Genomic DNA, 17,237 nt, shown 5'->3' with positions numbered 1-17,237 from the left:
GATGATTAGTAAGATCATTGAATGTAGGGGATATTTATGGTACAATAAGGCCACGAAAAGGAGCTGGATGTTATGCCTAAAATAATCCCAATTCGCGATTTGAAAAATACGAGTGAAATTTCTCAAATGTGTCAAGAATCTGATGAGCCTATTTTTATTACCAAGAACGGATATGGAGACATGGTTCTCATGAGCATGAAAACGTATGAGGAAAAGATGTTTATGCTTGATGTCTACGAAAAGCTGAATGCAGCTGAAAAACAATTGGCGGAAGAAAAAGTTCTTGATGGCGAATCTTCATTAAAAAGCATAAGAGAAAAATACGATGTATAGATTGATTGTCACAGAACTTGCTCATCAGGATTTAGATAATATTGTTTCATACATTGCAGTTCAGCTGGCAAATCCAACAGCTGCTTCTGATTTCCTTGACGAGGTTGATAAGTGTTATGCTCATCTAAGAAATAACCCTGTAATGTATCCTAAGTGTCAAGATAATCGATTGGAGAAGGAAGGTTATCGAAAGGCGGTTATAAAGAATTATATTCTTGTCTATAAAGTGGACGAAGGCGCAGAAAAGGTAGTTATTTTACGCTTCTTTTATGGAGCACAAGACTATAATAAATTAATATAGAAACATAATATAATCGAAAGCAACTCTTATCTAGGTTGCTTTTTTCTATGCTTTATATATAAATAACAATGCAGTTACCAAGGAAATACGAAATAAGAGATTTTTCAACTGAATCATTCTATAAAGATCGAGATAGATGGAAGAAGCAAATAATTAGGAACAACATACCAATGTAGAATAACCCCTGGCCAACGGCTAGGGGTAACACATTCCTATATAGGCACAGATAAATGGTCAACTTTTTGGGAGTTCAGTTCTCGTTCAAAGTCTTCGCAAACCTCGCTATACACGGATCTCTCCATCATGCTTATCATACATTATGCAACGGTGTCGTTACTAGGCACGTGCGCTTTTTCCCCGGCAAGTTTTGAAAATTTCTTCTCCTGTTTCGAGTAATTAGTTTTTTGTTGCTCAAGATAAAGTTTCATTTTTAAATGCCAATCCACCTTTTTTGTCGGCAACAATCTTCATGATTGAGGGTGTAGGCACCGCATTGTGTAATAGGTGAAGTTATTGCATACCTCCCTTAGGGGCGAATTCGTGATGTTTGCATCACGTATAACAGTCTATGCTAGATAGCATAACATGAACACGGCATGTGCCCAAAATATGATACGAAACCTGAATTCAACAAAGTATGGAAAGATGTATAAATCAAATGGCAAGTTTGATTTATCGTACGCAAAGTAGACATTTTACGCTGTAACCGATTGTTCGTGACCTCATACAGTAGCTTTACTTGTAAATCAAGACTAATTGGGGCGTAAATTCCCCAGAAACAAATGGATAAGACTTTCAGCCGTTTGGAAATAATATACGGGAAGCCGCAAAGGCAGAAGTTTGAAGTACATCTAAAAGTTACAGATGAAAATCCAAGATGGAGGATTTCGCATGAATAAGCGTTTAAAGATCAATATCCTTTTCTTCGCAGTAATATTGACATTAACTGCATGCACACCGGGAGCTACACAAGGCCAACAAACACAAAAAGGTCAAGTAAACGTCGATCAACAGAAAAACAAAGCGTCAGAGCCTCCTTGGATCGCTTCTAAAAATACAACACGTATTAACAACAGTGATCCTTTTCAAACGGCCGTATTGGTGTCCAAAACGGTTTGGATGGCGACAAACGAAAAGAACCAGCCCGGTGGTGTTATTCTGGCCAACCCAGAAGATTGGCAATCCGCACTAGTAAGTGCAGATTTAATTCATCATCCGAATAATGGCCCCGTATTATTTGTGAATAAGAATAATGTGCCAGAGATTACGAAAAATGAATTAAAAAGGCTCAATCCTGTAGGATCGACTTTGAATAACGGAACACAAGTTATTTTGGTCGGAAATCTGGATCAAAATGTTGAGCAGGAAATCAAAGGAATGGGCTTTAAAATAGATTGGATTAAGGGTGAAGGTCCCGCAGCTATCGCTAAAACAGTAGATGATTATTATGCAAGAATTTCACAGGGCTATCCACAATCTGTAATTATAGGCTCTCTGGATAGCCAAGAATATTCACTGCCGGCAATTAACTGGATTGCACACATGCCTGAGCCGCTACTGTATGTAACAAAGGATGAGATTCCAACGGATACAATAGAAGCATTAAAGCTTAGAAATGGAAAGGCATCTATTTATTTATTGGGACCAAAGAGCATTATATCCGAAAATGTTGAAAAACAATTAGGACAGTACGGAAAGGTCGTTCGGATCTCTGGAAACGACCCTTATGAAAATGCCGTTGCATTTGCTAAATATAAAGACCCCGAGACCGGATTTGGATGGGGAATCACTTCACCGGGACATAACTTTTCGTTTATTAGTCTGAATACAGCATCATTGGCTCTCGCAGCAGCGCCTTTCTCACATCTGGGCAAACATGCTCCTATTCTTTGGACTGATAAGGAGAAGATGCCGGACACTGTCATGGATTACATGATGACGGTTCAACCCAAATATAAGAAATCTCCAACGGAAGGGCCGTATAACCATTCTTGGTTAGTCGGCGATGAACAATCGTTGAATAGGGCTGCACAAGGAGAAATTGACGATATGCTGGAGATCATTTCTTCCACAGGCGAAGGACATGGGCAACATGAGGGAAATTCTAAAAACGGCATGTCGGAAATGCCGGCTATGGGTCATTAGATGTTAAATAAAAGGACTTACTTGCGATTGTCTTCATCGCGGGCGAGTTGAACAGGGAAAAGAGGAAAAGTCATGTTCCATTACACTGTTAAGACAGCAAAAACGCCTAAAGAAGCAATTTCAGCCCTTACTGAAAACCTAAAGGAAGAAAAATTCGGTGTCCTCTGGCAATTAGATATGCAGGAAAAACTTCATGAGAAAGGTGTTGATTTTGACAATACTTATCATATTCTTGAAGTATGCAATCCAAATGAAGCCAAACGTGTGCTTTCAGAAAATGCTTTGGTTGGTTATTTCCTCCCATGTAAGCTTGCCGTTTATGAAGAGAGCGGGAGTACCCGGATCGGCTTGCCGAAGCCTACGGCTTTAATCGGACTTGTAGAGAACGATGAACTGATGGCTATCGCTTCAGATATCGAGAAGCGGCTTATAGCCTGCGTGGAAAAAAAGCCGTTAATCCGCGATATCCAAAGGACGTTGTGATTAACGCCTCTGGTCTGAAAATATCATTAGCTATAAGGTACGTCTAGACACTGCCTCCGGGTATGTGTCATTTTTCATTGAAATTTAGTGTTTTTGGTATGAGAAAAATGGACTTAAAAAAAAACTACTGTTCGAAAAAATAGTGACATAAGGGACGGATTAATGAACTGGATGATGGATGGTATGTTCGGAATGTGAATCGTCATGTTTATTGGAATGGCTTTGATTATTGCGGTATCCGGATTTACTGTCTATATCGTTATTAGAAAATTGCTTCAGCGCAAACACCCGAATTTGCGGATAATAATGATTGACAATTACCATAGGGGGGTATACTATAAATACAAGGAGGTGCAATTTAGTGGAAATCATACAAACTGGGGTTACAGATGTTCAAGAACATTGTTGTTCGAGTTTAGATGAACGGAAAAGTCATCATTCCAGTAAAACGAAAGCTGCACTAACAGCTCGATTAAATCGGATTGAAGGACAGGTCCGAGGTATAAAAGGGTTAATCGAAAAGGATACTTATTGTGATGATGTTTTGAATCAAATTGCCGCGGTTCAATCCGCTCTGAACGGCGTAGGAAAACTGTTATTGGCCGAACATTTAAAAAGCTGTGTTGTGGAACGAATACAAGATGGTGAAGTCGAGGTTATTGAAGAACTATTGAAAACAATGAATACTTTAATGAAGTAAATTTCAAATAAAGGAGACCCGTAACATGCAAAATCAAACATTGAAAGTGGAAGGCATGTCTTGCAATCATTGTGTAAATTCTATTGAAGGAGCACTGCGAAATATTGGGGTAACCGCAAAAGTTGATCTAAAAAATGGTACAGTTCAGGTTCAGTATGATGAAAATAACGTTAATCTTGAGAAAATCAAACATGAAATTGAAGAGCAAGGCTATGATGTGGTTTGAAATTTAACGAAGTAGTCACTCGCATCGAGTGACTATTTTCCATCATTTTTTTACTCAAAATTATACCCCCCATGGGTACATGAAAAGGTGACTACAGATGGAATCCAATCAAATCGAATTGAAGCAAAGTTCCCTGCAAATTACTGGTATGACCTGCGCCGCGTGTGCGAATCGTATTGAAAAAGGCTTGAATAAGTTGGAAGGGGTTAAAGAGGCCAATGTTAATTTCGCGATGGAGCGGGCGACGATAACGTACGATCCTACAGTAATGGATCTTTCAAAAATGGAACAAAGCATACAAAAACTGGGGTACGGGACGGCAAAGGAAACAATCGACCTGCAGCTTAGTGGTATGACGTGCGCAGCCTGTGCAAACAAGATTGAAAAATCGCTTAACAAGCTGCCGGGTGTTACGAATGCAACTGTCAACTTTGCGATGGAAACAGCTCATGTGGAATATAGCCCGACGGAAGTTACTGTCGCCGATATGCAGAACCAAGTAGAAAAACTAGGTTATAAAGCAATGCCAAAACAAGCTCAAAGTAATTTGGAGGAACATCGGCATCAAGAGATAATACATCAAAAGCGTAAGCTATTCATTTCAGTCCTATTAAGTTTGCCGTTGTTGTGGTCGATGGTTAGCCACTTTTCATTCACATCGTGGATCTGGATGCCTGAATTATTTATGAATCCGTGGTTCCAATTGGCACTTGCCACCCCAGTCCAGTTTTATATCGGAAAGCAGTTTTATGTGGGTGCCTTTAAGGCTTTACGTAACAAAAGCGCCAATATGGATGTGCTTATTGCACTAGGAACGTCTGCAGCCTATTTCTATAGTTTGTATTTATCGATTGTGTGGGCATCATCTGCGGATGCTGCACATCATGGACCGGATCTGTATTTTGAGACAAGCGCCGTATTGATTACATTGGTTGTTCTCGGAAAACTATTCGAATCTCAGGCGAAGGGACGAACGTCCGAAGCGATCAAAAAACTTATGGGCTTACAAGCCAAAACCGCGCTAGTCGTGCGCGATGGACAGGAACTGACCATTCCGGTTGAAGAAGTAGTGACCGGAGATATCGTACTTGTGAAGCCGGGTGAGAAAGTTCCCGTAGATGGAGAAGTGGTCGAGGGAACGTCATCCGTAGATGAATCGATGTTAACCGGAGAGAGTATTCCCGTAGAGAAAAACGTAGGCGACTTTGTCATTGGAGCGACCGTTAACAAGAACGGAAGATTGAGAGTAAAGGCAACAAAAGTCGGTAAGGAAACAGCGCTGGCTCAAATAATTAAAGTTGTGGAAGAAGCACAAGGTTCGAAAGCGCCGATCCAACGGGTAGCGGATCGCATCTCCGGCATCTTTGTACCGATTGTAGTCGCCATTGCGGTTTTAGCCTTTGGGGTTTGGTACTTCATTGTAACACCAGGCGATTTTGCCAGTGCATTGGAAAAATCGATAGCTATCCTTGTTATCGCTTGTCCGTGTGCGCTAGGTCTTGCAACGCCAACCTCAATTATGGCGGGCTCCGGTCGTGCAGCAGAGATGGGCGTTCTGTTCAAAGGCGGAGAACATTTGGAATCGACGCATAAAATCGAGGCGATCATCTTGGACAAAACCGGCACGATTACAAAAGGTGAGCCGGAATTGACCGATGTATGGGTCGATAATATGGAGGAATCGGATTTCCTGCGCCTAGTCGGTGCAGCTGAGAAGAGTTCGGAACACCCGCTTGCGGAGGCGATCGTGTCAGGTGTTAAGGGGAGAGGTCTGGAACTTCCCGAAGCTAGCGAGTTTGAAGCCGTCCCGGGATACGGCATCCGCGCTGTTGTAGAAGGAAAGGTGATCTTGGCCGGTACCCGCCGTTTAATGGCCAAGTATGGCGTAACTGCGGAGCAGGCGTTCGATCAGATGTCGAAGTTAGAGCAGGAAGGGAAAACAGCGATGCTTATTGCGATCGATCAACAATATGCCGGAATAGTAGCCGTGGCTGATACGATTAAAGAGACTTCAAAAACGGCTGTTGATCGCCTCAAGCGGATGGGACTAGAAGTAATCATGATTACGGGGGACAACGAGCGGACGGCTCGGGCCATTGCATCGCAAGTCGGTATTGATAATGTGTTGGCCGAAGTGTTGCCAGCGGGAAAAGCGGAAGAGGTCAAGAAATTACAGTCGCAAGGCAAAAAGGTGGCGATGGTTGGCGACGGTATCAACGACGCTCCAGCCCTGGCACTGGCGGATATCGGGATGGCGATCGGTACTGGAACCGATGTAGCCATGGAAGCAGCTGATGTAACATTGATGCGTGGTGATTTAAATAGTATACCTGATGCGATATTTATGAGCCGTAAGACAATGCGGAACATTAGGCAGAATTTATTCTGGGCTCTTGCTTATAACTCCGCTGGAATCCCGATTGCGGCAATTGGCTTGTTGGCGCCATGGGTGGCTGGAGCGGCAATGGCGTTCAGTTCCGTTTCCGTAGTGTTAAATGCATTGAGATTGCAGAGAGTGAAAATTTAAGTTTGAACTAAGCTTCATATATATTGAAAAGGGAGAGTGAAAATCAAATGGCTTTTCAGAAATTTGCCGTAACACCTGGGTTTGGAGTGGGTGGTACAATATTTAAGCCTAACCAGCTTGCATTGCTAGGTTCCATCGTAGGGGAAGATGCCCAGATTGAAATGACGACATTCAAGCAGCTTTATGTGGCATTGCAAGAAGAACGTGTGCAAGAAGTGCAGAAACAATTGCAGGAAGCAGGCTTGGAGATTCACCCTGCAGGCTTTTATTCGAAAAGTTTAATTGCATGCAATTTTTGCAGAGGAGCAGAGGATGCAGGGTTGGATGTAGCCGAAACACTCGATAAGGCAATTGTCGGTCATCCAGTTCCCAGTCCATTGAAGATTGGTTATGCAGGTTGTGCGCTCGGTACGAGCGAGCCTTTACTAAAAGACATTGCTATCGTGAAAATGAAAGATAGATATGATCTCTATGTTGGTGGCGATGCCAAAGGTTTGAAGGCGCGGCTTGCGCAGTTGTTAGTACCTGGCCTTAGAGCAGAACAGCTTATTCCTGCAGTCACCCGATTGATTACAGACTTTCAGCAGAACGGAAAAAAGAAAGAGACCTACGCCAGATATGCGGAACGTATATCGCTGGAAAAATTACGAGAAGTTGCTGAAGCAGCTTAATATTTCAGAGGGGACTACTAGTGAAAGAACAGTATAAGGTTGGTGCTGAGCGGTATTTTAGGAAAATCCAATTTAGTTATATCTTATAATCGCTGTATAAATAAAGTAAATGGATGCCAAGGAAATAGTATAGCAGTCCGAAGTTATTTTAACTTTGTACTGCTATACTGTAATTCTTAGATAAAAACTAAAGCGATATGCATTTTCAAAATATTACAAAGGATATTTCAAGGATCTTAAGATCTTGACATTGCACTTTTTAATACACTACAATAAGTAGTGTATTTTTTCAATTCCGTTCATGAAAAGGAAAAGTTCAGTGAAAACATTCTATCATTTTTTTCTTCTATTCGTCTCGTTCATATTCGTTTTTCAAAATACGGTATATGCAACGAAAGATGATCAGCATTTTTCGCTCAACAGCGAAGCTGCTATCTTAATTGACGGAGCAACAGGCACCATATTGTATGAAAAAGAAAGTAATCGCTTAATGTATCCCGCAAGTATCACGAAAATCGTAACAGGGATAATAGCTATAGAAGAGGGCAATTTGGACGATATTGTAACCGTTAGCGAAACAGCTAGAAATGTTATTGGTACGAGAGTTTATTTACTTGAAGGGGAACAGGTTACATTATTAAAACTTGTCCAAGGACTGCTTATTAATTCAGGCAATGATGCGGGAACAGCGATTGCGGAATATTTTGATGGAAGTGAAGCCCAATTTGCAGAACGTATGAATCAATTTGTCAGGGATACGGTTGGAGTTAAGAACACAAATTTTCAAAACTCGCATGGGCTATTTGATGAAAAACATCAAACAACTGCTTATGATATGGCAATTATTACGCAATACGCGATGAAAAACCCGATATTTCGTTCCATCGTTGGAACAAAGGAAATGGAGTGGATCGGGAAAGGATGGGAAACAACACTCTATAATCATAACAAACTACTATGGCGATACGAAGGAACAACAGGTGTAAAAAACGGATATGTGAGTCAGTCCGGAAACACGTTGGTTGCCTCTGTCAAGAGAGGGAATTCAGAATGGATTGCCGTTACCTTGAAAGCCGATTCGTCAGAATTAGCTTACGGTGATATGGTAAAATTGTTCGACTATGGATTTGAACATTTTCAAACCAATAAGATTACTTTAAATCCCTCAGCATTTGAGTCTTATATCGACCGTTTTGTAATCCCGGAACAATTAATCTTTACAAGCGATAAAGACGAAAAATTTGATATCCAGATCGATGATTCTGCTTTCCTAATCGTTGTTTTGAACTTTGACGGAAAAAAAATATATTCAAAAGAATTGGAAATCAATAATAATAAAGAACTTAAACGAGATAATACGGAAGATCCTTCAATTGAAAAAAAGGCAGCATCATCCCCATTCAGCACCAGTATAACATTTATGTTTATGTTAATTCTTACGGTCGTTATTCTAATCTTAAGGAAAAAGAGAAAGCAAAAAAAATTATCTAAACAAATTTTCGAAAATTAGAGAAAAATCCAAATAAAAAAAGAGGGATAACTGAAAGGGGGACAACCGTCCCCCTATCTCAGTCAAGCTGCCATTTTTCTGCATTCTTCAGCGCATTTTCTGCAAAGTTCGGCGCAGTGTTGGCAGTGTTCGTCTTTAAACTTCGCACATTCCGCCGCACAAGCATCACAAATGCTTGCGCAGATATTACAGATTTGTTTGGCATAGGGACTGTTACGTGACATGAATTGAGATGAGATTGAGCAAATATCTGCACAATCCCGCAGCAACTGAATGCATTGAATTCTTGCCTGCACATCCGGTTCATTCAAACACGCGGTTAGGCAATGTTCACAAGCTTGTACGCAGGCATTACATGTGTCGATACAAGATTGGTGATGCTGTGCAGTATGCGTTGTGACTGGCATGGAATAACACTCCTCCTTATATCGTTGGTTACTTCTTGATGTATAATTCCCAAATGATACATCTATATTCGTGAGGGCAGAGAACCATCTTCCTTTCATTTAATTAATCCGGAAAGATATTATAAAAACATCACCCCTTGCTTGGTTTTAAGGTCATCACGATTTGACCAAACTGTTAATATTAACAGGATTACCTTATGAAGGGGAACTATGTCATTGAAGCGAAGCGATCGTAAAGATATGCTGATTACATTTTCATCGGCTTTTGCTTTTTTAGTATATGAAGTATTCCTCTCCCGTTTTTTTTCGGTGATACTGGATTATAACTTCGTCTTTTTAACGATTTCCCTGGCAACATTAGGAATCGGTCTTGGCGGGTTTTTAGCCTACAAATCTTCAGGATTCGTCTTTAGAAACCGCAATGAATGGTTAGGGCTATTTGCTATCCTGTTGATTATTTCAGTTTTAACAATATATGTGCTTCCTTATCAGAATATATGGTTCTATTCGGCTGTAGCACTTTTACCTTTTTTCGCGGGTGGTTCGTTGCTTGCCGCAATCATGCAGGGGCAACGTGAAAATATTCGGACGATATATTTTTTCGATTTAGCCGGTGCCGGAATTGGTGCGGTATTTTCTATATGGTTAATGGATGTACTAGGTCCGATCGAAATGGTCAGTCTAATATCAGCGGCGCTAGTGTTCATTAGTTTTGTTTGCAGCGTCAAAACCGCTGCAAACCCATTAAAATATATATATATAACGGGTCTTGCTATCTTGATTTTCAACTTAGTTCAACCTTTTACTAACTTTCTTCCATTTCGTGCTTACCAAACGAGCCCGGCAAATTTGTTTTTAGGTGAAAAAGACACTCACATTGTTTATTCGGATTGGAATTCATTTTCTCGCACAGATGTATACGACGCGGGAGATGGGCAATTGTTATATATCACGATCGATGGCGGAGCAGTATCGCCAATTTCGAAATATACAGGCGATTTGCAGCAGGTCGATTATTTGCGATGGACAACGAGTTTTCTTGCTTTTCAAGATGTTACAAAAGAACGGGTCTTAATTATTGGTGCTGGCGGGGGACAAGAAGTCCTGACTGCAAAAATGGCCGGTTTTGAGCAGATTGAGGCAGTCGATATCAATCCAGGAAGTTTTCGGGCTGTTGAGGCAATGTCATCTTTTTCAGGCAATGTATTTAAACAGCCTGGCGTTAGGGAAATTGTATCCGATGGCCGTAACTATATCCGGCAAACCCAAAATCAGTATGACTTAATTTACTTATCGTTGGTAAAAAAGGAGTCAGAAAACGCTTTGGGTATGACCTTAACAGAAAACTATATGTTTACAGTTGAAGCGGTAGGAGAATATCTAAAGAAGTTAAAGCCGGGCGGAAGACTTGCCTTTCTGCTTCATAACGAAATGGAATTGGCGAAGGTTATGACTGCTGTTGAAAAATCCCTTAAAAGCGAAGGGGTTACCAACAATCGAATAAGTGATCACATTGCAGTGATTGGTACGTTTCAGCATCTTGGACACGAGGTTTGGGGTATGGGGGGAAGCGTGATAACACGGCCTCTGTTGATCATTAACAAGCGGCCGATTTCGTTAATGTTAGCCAACCGTTTAAAATCGGAAACGGAGAGCATACAGCAAATTCCGATTCACATTCCTCATGTAAATGATCAATACTCTTCGTTAAGTAAGTTATTAGCCGATCAGAAAGTCAACTTGGCTGCGAATAGCGACGATATGCCGTTCTTTTATAACAAAACAGGAAAAATCCCCTATTCGTTTATTTGGATCGTAGTTCTGACATTTTTGTTCGTATTTGTCTTTGCTAGAATAACGAAAAACGGATACGGAGGGACCGCCTATTTTTCAGGTATTGCCATCGGTTTTATTATCATTGAAACAACGCTTGTGCAACGGCTTATTTTACCGTTAGGCCATCCTACGTTGTCTTTTGTATTGGTTCTGGGTATTTTACTGATTGCCGGTGGAATCGGGAGTTTGTTATCCGGGATATGGTTCAATGGACAAACGAAACGATTTGTCCCTTTACTGATAATAACAATTCTTGCGATAGGAGTGAATTCGGGAATTACTTGGTACAATGAGCAAATGTTTTATTTGCCTTTGATTTATCGAATAGCAGTTGCAGCGATATTGTTATTCCCGCTGGGCTTTTTTATGGGTATGCCCTTTCCTTATGGTTTAACTCAAGTTTCGGAACGGCAGACGGCGGTAAGTTGGGCGATAAACGGATTGATGACAGTAGCCGGTTCCCTTCTTTCCGTAATGATTTCCATGACAATGGGATTTACCGTTGCAATGATGATCGGGGCCGCTGTTTACGGATTGCTATACATTGTGCATCCGAAATTGGTTTATAAATAAGTGAGAACAGGTAGTTACAATTATCCAAATATATACTACAATATGTAGTGTATTAAATTTTTAAATTTATTATGAGTGGTTGTACAACGGGAGAGGCAGAAAGTATGTTGAAAACTCTGAAGTACATATTTGCAACAATATTAGTCATCGGCCTTGTTATGACAAGCGCGTTCTTTACGTTGTTATTGTATTTAAAGATAACTGATCAGGAGTTTTTGATAGGTTCTAATCCCGATGACATGCGACAATCCGTCGCTATCTTAACTGAAAATAAAGATGATTATAATGAAAGTGATAATGTTGATCAGAAAAAAGAAAAGCTCGAATCGGCCTTTATTGACGCACCTGTCGTTCTTCAGTTACCCGAACTTTATAACGGATGTGAAATTGCAACATTAACGATGATGTTCAATTTTTACGGCATCGATAAAAGTAAAATGGATTTGCTTCCCGAACTAAAACAGGATCCTACGCCTATTGAGTATAATAAAGACGGAAGCATCCGCTATTGGGGAAACCCGAATTTAGGTTTTGTAGGAGATATAACAGGCAAGAAAAAAGGATACGGTATTTATCACACGGCATTATTTGAATTACTTATCAAATATATTCCAACCGGAATTGATTTTACCGGAAAAGACTTTGATGAACTGGAGCAACAAGTATCTGACGGTTTTCCGGTTCTGGTTTGGACAACCGTTTCATACACGAAGCCGTCTGAAAAGCAATGGATGGTGTGGGATTCCCCACTTGGGCCGATCCGGACGACGTTTCAAGAGCATACGGTGCTCTTGGTCGGTTACGACAATGATCATGTGTTTATAAACGACCCGCGAAAAAATCAAAAAGGAATTAAAGTCGATAAGAAACAATTTATTGAGAGTTGGGAAGCCTTAGGAAAACAGGCGCTATCCTACAGAGTAGATTAATTGCGAGGATGATAGGGTATGAAGAGCATTTTAATAGTCGATGATGAGGAAAAAATCCGCGATGTCATTAGTTCTTATTTGGTAAAGGAGGGGTACAACGTCGTTGAGGCGGGAACGGGTATAGAAGCCTTATCGTTTATCGAATCAACGGCAATCGACTTGGTCATACTGGATTTGATGCTTCCGGATATTCCTGGAGAAGAAGTATGCCAAAAAATTCGTCAGCAAAGCTCCGTTCCCATTCTTATGCTTACCGCAAAGGTTTCAGAAAATAATCGGATACAAGGTCTTTCGCTTGGTGCAGATGATTATTTGATTAAGCCTTTTGATGTTCGAGAGTTGGTTGCCAGGGTTAGGGCAATCCTTCGACGTTCCGATGACAGTTATTTACTTGCTGATCGCGTCTCTTTTAACGATGGCGAGCTTATTATCGATGTTTTACGCCATGAGGTATATTTAAATGGAGCTCCGATTGTGTTAACTCCGAACGAATATAAACTGCTGATGGTTTTAGCCCGACATCCTCAAAGACATTTTACAAGAGAAGAATTGGTGGAAAAAGTGTATGGTTTTGATTATGCGGGGGATGTTCGGTCCATTGATCAGCATGTTAAAAATTTACGTCAAAAAATTGAGCCGGATCCTAAAAAACCGGAATATATCGTTACCCTTTACGGTGTTGGGTATCGCTTTATGGGTGGTACTAGATGAGAAAAACCGGATTGCGTGCCCGCCTTTCCTTCATTTTTATTTTTACGGTGGCAGCCATACTCGTATTCGTTAGTATAAGTCTTATATTTGAGACGCATTATCACTTCTTGATGTATCAGAACCAGTCGATGGGAATGACTCACGATTTTTCTCAGCTTATTTATCATTTAGAACAAGCATTGATTCAATCCATCGTTTGGACATTTTTGGTAGCGCTTCTTTTGACCATCGGTATTAGCTTATATATAGCGAAACGAGTATCTGCGCCGCTGATCACAATGAAACATGTTGCGGAAAAAATGACACATGGACATTTAGAATCAAGGTCAAACATTAAAGGAAATGACGAGTTGGCGGATCTGGGAGCCTCATTAAATCGACTTGCAGAACAATTGCAAAATCAGGAACATTTGCGCAAAATAATGACTCAAGATATTGCACATGAATTGCGTACTCCGCTTGCAACGTTAAAAAGTCACATGCAAGCATTCCAAGATGGAGTTTGGCAACCGACACCGTCGCGGATTCAAGCCTGTTATGAAGAAATCGAGCGATTAATTCGTTTGGTTGCTGATTTGGAGCAACTCACACATATAGAATCCTCCCAATTTCGATTATCTTTGAAACAAGAAGACATAAGTAAGTTGATCCAACATGGAGTAAGCGTGGTATCAGCTGCCTACATGCAAAAAAATGTTCAACTCATAGTCAAAAGTGCTCCCTCAATCATCATACAGGTTGACAAGGAACGTCTTATTCAAGTTCTTGTTAATCTGTTAAGCAATGCTTTGGAATTTACCCCGGAAAATAGATATGTGGAAATAAAAGCGACGGATAAGGGGGAAAGTGTTCTTATCACTGTGAGTGATACTGGATCAGGTATTTCGCCTAAAGATTTGCCATATGTTTTCGAACGGTTTTATCGGGGGGACAAATCGCGAAATCGAAAATCCGGGGGTGGAGGTATTGGTCTTACAATCGTGAAAAAAATAGTCGAAGCCCACCATGGATCGGTATGGATTGAAAGCAACCATGGAACTATTGTTTATATTCAACTTCCTAAAAATTTGGATTAGTAACTGAAGGAGAAGAGATAAATATGGCCAGTAAGAAAAAAGGATCTTCTTTGAGTATAGGGTGGGTATTTTCGATCGTTATGATTGGAATTTTAGGCGTGGCTGTCTGGGGAATCATAAATAGGACAAGCTCAGCGGACGAGTTAAAACCCGGCTCGGCAACGCATCCTCATGTCTTTAGCTATTCTGCAGATGAATCAACTGTCTGGTTAGGAACGCATACAGGTGTTTATGAATATAACAACGGGAAATGGTTACGCACATTACAACCTTTGCAAAGTAACGACGTAATGGGACTGGAAATCGATCCAACAAATCCGGAAAAAATGATAGTTTCCGGTCATGGTTTTGTTAAGCGATCATTAGACGGTGGAAAGACTTGGGATGTGGCCGAAGACGGGCTACCGAATAAACAAAAACCAAATGAACCGGATGCGCACCTTTTGGCCATGGATACAAATAACCCTGAGCATCTTTATACAATGCTTGCTGGTCCAGGAGACAATCTGTATGAATCCAACAACGGTGGGAATACCTGGACGAAGGTAGGTGTTATTCCTCAAGCTGCATATTCTATAGCAATTGCACCCGGTCAATCTTCATCCATTATTGCCGGCACAGAAAGCGGGCTGTACCGTTACGATATAATGGATAACAATATAAAAGAGACGAAGATCGGTAATGAGCCGACATTTCAAATTTTTATTACGCCAACCGGGGAAATCATTACTATGAATGAAAGCAGATTTCAAAGATCGAACGACTTAACAACTTGGAAGCCAATGCTAGTCGATTTGAATGGAGAAATGCCGCTTGGGATCAAAGGTTCGAAGAAAGACGCCAACCGTCTGTTAATTGTGACTGAAAGGTATTCGGTATATGAAAGTAAAGACGGTGGTGAGAGCTGGGCGAAAACAAAATAACAACCTGCAAAAAACAGCCTGATTTTACGCTAATTTAAGGCGTAAGATCAGGCCATTTAAGGTTATTCAGGCTTATTGCCGGCATTCGGATCAGGTACAAAATCGCTCTTATAGTCGGTATATTGCAAATGCGTAACCATACCTGCTGCAGCATGGTGAAGTTCGTGACAGTGGAACATCCAGTCTCCTGGATTATCCGCAACAAAAGCCACTTCGTATTCTTCTCCTGGTTTCAAATTAAGTGTGTCTTTCACGATGGGTGAGCCTTCTATAGGCTTACCGTTCTTGCTAAGAACTTGGAAGAAATGACCATGAAGGTGCATGGGATGATCGTCGGTCTTGGAATTATTGACTAATCGGACTTTGACGAGGTCTCCCTTTTTGACTTTGATTTTCTCAGTGTCGGGATATGTTTTTCCATTAATCGTATAGACCTGCTGTCCACTCTGTTGATCCGTATTCAGATCCATCGTGTACTCTAAATCATATTTTTGGTCCAATGTGAACACTGAATTTGATGATTGCCCATAACGTGTCAAATCAAGGATTGGCAGCGCGGCAGTTTCGTTTGGCTTGTCTGTATCTGCGTTTGCGCCTTCGTAGGCAATGATGGCCTTCATGCCTTTCACACGCGGATCATCTCCGTGATCTTCGATATACCATTGCCCGGGGTTGTTCGCTTCAAATTCGAGATCGTAGCGTTCTCCCGGAGCAATCGAAATGACCTGATCATTGATAGAAGCAGGATTGTTGATCGGTTGTCCGTCAGTAGAGACGACTTTAAATTCGTGCCCATGTAAATGGATATTATGCGAAAGTAATCCAGCGTTAACGAGTCGAATGCGAACTTTTTCGCCCTTTTTCACTATAAGTTTATCAATCGAGTCTCCCGACTTCCCATTGATTGAATATATATCGTACATACTCATATCATGACCTTCAGCCGAAGAACCGTGAGCATCATCACCCATATTTCCATGGTCCATGTTATTTTCACTCGATGCCTGGTCTTTTGAAGAATCCATATTCATGTTGCTATGATCCATCGATGACATATCCATGTTCATGCTGCTATTGTCCATTGATGACATGTCCATATCGCCCATGCTCATCCATTCATCTAAAACTAACGTATAATCCCGATCCACTTTCTCATCTGTTCCTTCAACAATAAACGCACCGTAGAGGCCCTTATCCACTTGATTAGCACCGTCTTGATGAGAATGGTACCAGTAAGTGCCGGGAACAGTAGCTTTAAATTCATAGACAAATGACTTCCCAGGTTGTACAGCATTTTGAGTTACACCCGGAATGCCGTCCATTTCGTTGGGAACAGGTAAACCATGCCAATGTATCGTAGTGGGTTCAGGCAAATCGTTTTTTAATGTGATTTTGACGGTGTCGCCTTGTTTAACACGAAATTCGGGGCCTGGCACAGAGTTATTAAATGTCCATACAGGCAACGTTTTTCCAGGAGTGATTTCTAAATTGCTTGTTTTTGCGGTAAGCGTAAATTCCTTCCCCTTTAAGGTTGTCATCTTTGATGTTTTATCTTGTGTATTTACATTAGACTGATTGCTGCTATCCGTATTGGTCATACCGGATTGATTCATGTTCGAGTGATCCATTCCTTCCATCGAATCCTTCGAATCAAAGCAGGCTGTAAGCAAAACAGCAAGTATTGCAAAAACGAATACTAATTTAAAACGTGTACCAATCTTCATAATGCTTCCTCCCTATCCTCAATACTTTTGTCTATAACATTTATCACAAACTAATCATAATACATGATTATGTAGAACTTATGTAGGGAGGCCGGATTCATTTTTGCCCGATTTGTGAGCGATTGACACAGTGTATTTAATAGACTACAATTTGTAGTGTGG

General features: G+C 40.9%; 16 protein-coding genes. 14 read left to right on the top strand and 2 right to left on the bottom strand.

Annotation, left to right across the window (positions count from 1 at the left end; translation table 11 throughout):
• Window positions 1-72: 72 nt before the first annotated feature.
• The 9 genes from PVA01S_RS13450 (at window position 73) to PVA01S_RS13410 (ending at window position 8,896) form a co-directional block, all read left to right on the top strand.
• On the top strand, window positions 73-333 hold the full coding sequence (locus PVA01S_RS13450; protein ID WP_127608044.1) for a type II toxin-antitoxin system Phd/YefM family antitoxin: 261 nt from the start codon (window positions 73-75) through the stop codon (window positions 331-333).
• The gene (locus PVA01S_RS13445) at window positions 326-634 is read left to right on the top strand and encodes a type II toxin-antitoxin system RelE/ParE family toxin (RefSeq protein WP_054795924.1); all 309 of its coding nucleotides are present in this window, start codon (window positions 326-328) and stop codon (window positions 632-634) included. The genes PVA01S_RS13450 and PVA01S_RS13445 overlap by 8 nt, the downstream gene beginning before the upstream one ends.
• Window positions 635-1,525: 891 nt before the next feature.
• Window positions 1,526-2,779, top strand: coding sequence for a cell wall-binding repeat-containing protein (locus PVA01S_RS13440; RefSeq protein ID WP_054795925.1), 1,254 nt, complete (start codon window positions 1,526-1,528; stop codon window positions 2,777-2,779).
• Window positions 2,780-2,851: 72 nt separating this feature from the next.
• Window positions 2,852-3,262 carry a DUF302 domain-containing protein gene (locus tag PVA01S_RS13435; protein WP_127608043.1) on the top strand — a complete coding sequence of 137 codons (411 nt, stop codon included), beginning with the start codon at window positions 2,852-2,854 and terminating at the stop codon, window positions 3,260-3,262.
• Between the two features lie 361 nt (window positions 3,263-3,623).
• Window positions 3,624-3,962: a metal-sensitive transcriptional regulator gene (locus PVA01S_RS13430; RefSeq protein WP_372814415.1), complete on the top strand. Its 339-nt coding sequence runs from the start codon at window positions 3,624-3,626 to the stop codon at window positions 3,960-3,962.
• Between the two features lie 25 nt (window positions 3,963-3,987).
• The gene (gene copZ, locus PVA01S_RS13425) at window positions 3,988-4,188 is read left to right on the top strand and encodes a copper chaperone CopZ (RefSeq protein WP_054798833.1); all 201 of its coding nucleotides are present in this window, start codon (window positions 3,988-3,990) and stop codon (window positions 4,186-4,188) included.
• Window positions 4,189-4,285: 97 nt separating this feature from the next.
• A complete protein-coding gene (locus PVA01S_RS13420) occupies window positions 4,286-6,715 on the top strand; it encodes a heavy metal translocating P-type ATPase (protein ID WP_127608042.1) in 2,430 nt (809 codons plus the stop codon).
• Between the two features lie 47 nt (window positions 6,716-6,762).
• Complete coding sequence (locus PVA01S_RS13415) at window positions 6,763-7,386, top strand: NAD(P)/FAD-dependent oxidoreductase (protein WP_127608041.1); 624 nt, start codon at window positions 6,763-6,765, stop codon at window positions 7,384-7,386.
• A 319-nt stretch (window positions 7,387-7,705) separates the two neighbouring features.
• Complete coding sequence (locus PVA01S_RS13410; RefSeq protein WP_244932948.1) at window positions 7,706-8,896, top strand: D-alanyl-D-alanine carboxypeptidase family protein; 1,191 nt, start codon at window positions 7,706-7,708, stop codon at window positions 8,894-8,896.
• A 62-nt stretch (window positions 8,897-8,958) separates the two neighbouring features.
• Here PVA01S_RS13410 and PVA01S_RS27825 read toward each other — a convergent pair whose 3' ends face one another.
• Complete coding sequence (locus PVA01S_RS27825; RefSeq protein WP_127608039.1) at window positions 8,959-9,303, bottom strand: four-helix bundle copper-binding protein; 345 nt, start codon at window positions 9,301-9,303, stop codon at window positions 8,959-8,961.
• Between the two features lie 216 nt (window positions 9,304-9,519).
• Here PVA01S_RS27825 and PVA01S_RS13400 point away from each other — a divergent pair, with 216 nt between their 5' ends.
• From PVA01S_RS13400 to PVA01S_RS13380, 5 genes are all read left to right on the top strand, one after another.
• Window positions 9,520-11,712 carry a spermine synthase gene (locus PVA01S_RS13400; RefSeq protein ID WP_127608038.1) on the top strand — a complete coding sequence of 731 codons (2,193 nt, stop codon included), beginning with the start codon at window positions 9,520-9,522 and terminating at the stop codon, window positions 11,710-11,712.
• Window positions 11,713-11,816: 104 nt separating this feature from the next.
• Window positions 11,817-12,641 carry a C39 family peptidase gene (locus PVA01S_RS13395; RefSeq protein ID WP_127608037.1) on the top strand — a complete coding sequence of 275 codons (825 nt, stop codon included), beginning with the start codon at window positions 11,817-11,819 and terminating at the stop codon, window positions 12,639-12,641.
• A gap of 18 nt (window positions 12,642-12,659) precedes the next feature.
• On the top strand, window positions 12,660-13,352 hold the full coding sequence (locus PVA01S_RS13390; RefSeq protein WP_127608036.1) for a response regulator transcription factor: 693 nt from the start codon (window positions 12,660-12,662) through the stop codon (window positions 13,350-13,352).
• Window positions 13,349-14,428: a sensor histidine kinase gene (locus PVA01S_RS13385; RefSeq protein ID WP_127608035.1), complete on the top strand. Its 1,080-nt coding sequence runs from the start codon at window positions 13,349-13,351 to the stop codon at window positions 14,426-14,428. The genes PVA01S_RS13390 and PVA01S_RS13385 overlap by 4 nt, the downstream gene beginning before the upstream one ends.
• Before the next feature lie 23 nt (window positions 14,429-14,451).
• Window positions 14,452-15,351, top strand: a complete 900-nt coding sequence (locus tag PVA01S_RS13380; protein WP_127608034.1) for a WD40/YVTN/BNR-like repeat-containing protein — start codon at window positions 14,452-14,454, stop codon at window positions 15,349-15,351.
• A 62-nt stretch (window positions 15,352-15,413) separates the two neighbouring features.
• On the opposite strand, the gene PVA01S_RS13375 is transcribed toward PVA01S_RS13380, so the two are convergent.
• On the bottom strand, window positions 15,414-17,075 hold the full coding sequence (locus PVA01S_RS13375; protein WP_127608033.1) for a multicopper oxidase family protein: 1,662 nt from the start codon (window positions 17,073-17,075) through the stop codon (window positions 15,414-15,416).
• Between the last annotated feature and the right edge of the window lie 162 nt (window positions 17,076-17,237).

Origin of the sequence: Paenibacillus validus NBRC 15382 (genome assembly GCF_004000985.1) — a bacterium.
In the GTDB taxonomy this organism is placed as follows: domain Bacteria; phylum Bacillota; class Bacilli; order Paenibacillales; family NBRC-103111; genus Paenibacillus_G; species Paenibacillus_G validus.
Note: the sequence above shows the minus strand (reverse complement) of the source record. Positions and strands in the feature narration are given on the sequence as shown.

Bases quoted from the DNA above. Each gene is read 5' to 3' on its own strand.
- PVA01S_RS13450 (WP_127608044.1), top strand. From the start codon at position 73: ATGCCTAAAATAATCCCAATTCGCGATTTGAAAAATACGAGTGAAATT.
- PVA01S_RS13445 (WP_054795924.1), top strand. From the start codon at position 326: ATGTATAGATTGATTGTCACAGAACTTGCTCATCAGGATTTAGATAAT.
- PVA01S_RS13440 (WP_054795925.1), top strand. From the start codon at position 1,526: ATGAATAAGCGTTTAAAGATCAATATCCTTTTCTTCGCAGTAATATTG.
- PVA01S_RS13435 (WP_127608043.1), top strand. From the start codon at position 2,852: ATGTTCCATTACACTGTTAAGACAGCAAAAACGCCTAAAGAAGCAATT.
- copZ (WP_054798833.1), top strand. From the start codon at position 3,988: ATGCAAAATCAAACATTGAAAGTGGAAGGCATGTCTTGCAATCATTGT.
- PVA01S_RS13420 (WP_127608042.1), top strand. From the start codon at position 4,286: ATGGAATCCAATCAAATCGAATTGAAGCAAAGTTCCCTGCAAATTACT.
- PVA01S_RS13415 (WP_127608041.1), top strand. From the start codon at position 6,763: ATGGCTTTTCAGAAATTTGCCGTAACACCTGGGTTTGGAGTGGGTGGT.
- PVA01S_RS27825 (WP_127608039.1), bottom strand. From the start codon at position 9,303: ATGCCAGTCACAACGCATACTGCACAGCATCACCAATCTTGTATCGAC.
- PVA01S_RS13395 (WP_127608037.1), top strand. From the start codon at position 11,817: ATGTTGAAAACTCTGAAGTACATATTTGCAACAATATTAGTCATCGGC.
- PVA01S_RS13390 (WP_127608036.1), top strand. From the start codon at position 12,660: ATGAAGAGCATTTTAATAGTCGATGATGAGGAAAAAATCCGCGATGTC.
- PVA01S_RS13385 (WP_127608035.1), top strand. From the start codon at position 13,349: ATGAGAAAAACCGGATTGCGTGCCCGCCTTTCCTTCATTTTTATTTTT.
- PVA01S_RS13380 (WP_127608034.1), top strand. From the start codon at position 14,452: ATGGCCAGTAAGAAAAAAGGATCTTCTTTGAGTATAGGGTGGGTATTT.
- PVA01S_RS13375 (WP_127608033.1), bottom strand. From the start codon at position 17,075: ATGAAGATTGGTACACGTTTTAAATTAGTATTCGTTTTTGCAATACTT.